The 1,723-nt window shown below is 71.7% G+C and carries 3 protein-coding genes; all 3 read right to left on the minus strand.

The window, feature by feature from the left end:
- The coding region (locus tag G6017_RS13165) for an SRPBCC family protein (protein WP_524536296.1) at window positions 1-369 on the minus strand (369 nt) is incomplete at its 3' end.
- An 11-nt stretch (window positions 370-380) separates the two neighbouring features.
- A complete protein-coding gene (locus tag G6017_RS13170; RefSeq protein ID WP_179523650.1) occupies window positions 381-1,079 on the minus strand; it encodes a lipocalin family protein in 699 nt (232 codons plus the stop codon).
- Window positions 1,076-1,723, minus strand: a 648-nt coding sequence (locus tag G6017_RS13175) for an MMPL family transporter (protein ID WP_182617747.1), incomplete at its 5' end; no start/stop codon positions are given. The genes G6017_RS13170 and G6017_RS13175, both read right to left, overlap by 4 nt.

Here is a 1,723-nt window from a genome sequence, read left to right on the forward strand (position 1 = left end):
GCGGGCGCGCACCCGGTCGCCCAGCACGGCGGTCCCGTCCGGACCCGCGGTGACGGTGTGCTCGTGGACCCACCCCGTGAGACCCGCGTAGGGCTGGGAGACGCAGCGGTCCACGAACCGCTCACCCTCGACGTACCCGGCGGGGTCGTGCTGCGCGACCCAGCGCGGGCCGAACCGCGTCCCCAACGGACCGGGGAGCGCGGACCTCGGCTCGAGCACGGCCACACCGTCCCGCAGCGAGTCGGCCTGGCTCACGGGCCGCAGCGGCATGAACGGCGGGGAGATCCGGACGAAGGCACCCGGCGAGGCGAGATAATCCCACGCCTCGTCCGCGCCGGCCCGGATCGTACAACTGAGGTCGATGCTCATCGGTCCGTCTCTCAGGGGAGCAGGCACAGCGGGGTGACGTCGCCCCGCCCACCGGCCATGGGAACGGTCAGGAACGCGCAGGGCCACCAGCCGCGCGACTCGACGACGTCACGGACGGTGGACCACTGGTCCGCCCCCAGGGCGGGGTCCCGGCTCAACACGAAGCCGGAGGACCGGCTCGGGTCGCCGACGACCGCCACCGAGTAGTCGTCGGCGAGGTAGGTGATGCGGTAGTTGACCGGACCGTTCTCGTCCTGGAACGGCACCTGGGGGAAGTTCACGCGCAGGGAGGCGTTGGTGTCGGTGTCGCGGATCGTCGCCTCCCCCTCGATCACCGAGTCGGAGCTGATCGCCGAGCCGCAGGAGTTACGTACCGAGATCGTGTCGGGCGAGATCCGCGCGTACTCGGCGGTCGTGTCGTTGGTGCACTGCAGGGTGTACGGCTGCGGGATCGCCGCGACCTGGTACCAGGTGCCCACGAAACGGTCGGGATCCACATATCCGACCTGCTGCAGCTCGGGGCCGCCGATCGACCCCACCGCGATGCCGTCGGGCAGTACCAGCTGCGAGGAGCCCCCGCCGAGGCGGCCCCCGTCGGTGAGGTCCTGGGCCCCGGCTGCGGGGGCGGCCCCGAGCCCCGCCGCCAGGAGCGGAACCACCGCGAGGGCGGTGACGAGTGAACGGACCCGGGAACGGCGCGAGGTGGTCATGGGTGGAACTCCTTCGTGTCGGCGGTGCGGGCTGGAGCGGAGTCGGCCGGAGCCGTGGCTGCGGATGCGGATGCGTCTGAACCGCCGGTGGTGGGCTCGCCCGCGGGCGTGACGCCGCGTCGGGGATCGCCAGGCCACCAGACCCGCTCCCCGACCAGGGTGAACAGAGCCGGCACCACGAGGGTCCTCACGACGAAGGTGTCCAGCAGGACGCCGAGGGCCACGATCACGCCGACCTGGGTGAGCACGATCAACGGCAGGACGCCCAGCACCACGAACACCGAGGCCAGCACGATTCCCGCGGAGGTGATCACGCCGCCGGTGAGGGCGACCGCCCGGACCATGGCCTCGCGGGTCGAGTGCGTGGCCGCCTCCTCCCGGGCGCGGATGATCAGGAACACCGAGTAGTCCACGCCCAGGGCGACGAGGAACAGGAAGCTGTACAGCGGGACCGACACGTCCAGGCCGGGGAAGCCCAGGATCTGGGTGGTGACGAAGGTCCCCAGCCCGAGCGCCGCGAGCGACGACAACACCGTCGCGCCCAGCAGCAGCAGCGGCGCGATCAACGCCCGTAGCGCCAGGACCAGGACGACGAACACCACAAGGAGGATGAGCGGTGCGATCAGCGCGAGGTCGCGGAGGTT

It is taken from the genome of Dietzia sp. B44, assembly GCF_014145245.1.
Classification (GTDB): domain Bacteria; phylum Actinomycetota; class Actinomycetes; order Mycobacteriales; family Mycobacteriaceae; genus Dietzia; species Dietzia natronolimnaea.

Coding starts and splice junctions, on each gene's coding strand:
- G6017_RS13170 (WP_179523650.1), bottom strand. CDS start 1,079: ATGACCACCTCGCGCCGTTCCCGGGTCCGTTCACTCGTCACCGCCCTC.